Here is a 618-nt window from a genome sequence, read left to right as displayed (position 1 = left end):
ACCATAAACTCGGCGAAATTGCAGTACGAGTAAAGATGYTCGTTACGCGCAGCAGGACGGAAAGACCCCGAGACCTTTACTATAGTTTGGTATTGGTGTTCGGAGTGGCTTGTGTAGGATAGGTGGGAGACGTTGAAGCCCGGACGCCAGTTCGGGTGGAGTCATCGTTGAAATACCACTCTGGTCACTTTGGACATCTAACTTCGGCCCGTAATCCGGGTCAGGGACAGTGCCTGATGGGTAGTTTAACTGGGGCGGTTGCCTCCTAAAAAGTAACGGAGGCGCCCAAAGGTTCCCTCAGCCTGGTTGGCAATCAGGTGTCGAGTGTAAGTGCACAAGGGAGCTTGACTGTGAGAGAGACATCTCGAGCAGGGACGAAAGTCGGGACTAGTGATCCGGCGGTACATTGTGGAATGGCCRTCGCTCAACGGATAAAAGSTACCYCGGGGATAACAGGCTKATCTYSCCCAAGAGTCCAYATCGACGGSRWGGTTTGGCACCTCGATGTCGGCTCGTCGCATCCTGGGGCTGGAGTAGGTCCCAAGGGTTGGGCTGTTCGCCCATTAAAGCGGTACGCGAGCTGGGTTTAGAACGTCGTGAGACAGTTCGGTCCCTATC

General features: G+C 54.5%; 1 rRNA gene. It reads left to right on the top strand.

Going from position 1 to position 618, the window contains the following annotated elements:
- A 23S ribosomal RNA gene (locus AC1DKD_RS41785) occupies window positions 1-618 on the top strand; the annotation flags it as partial.

Source organism: Cupriavidus sp. 05T313 (assembly GCF_056396665.1).
Note: the sequence above shows the minus strand (reverse complement) of the source record. Positions and strands in the feature narration are given on the sequence as shown.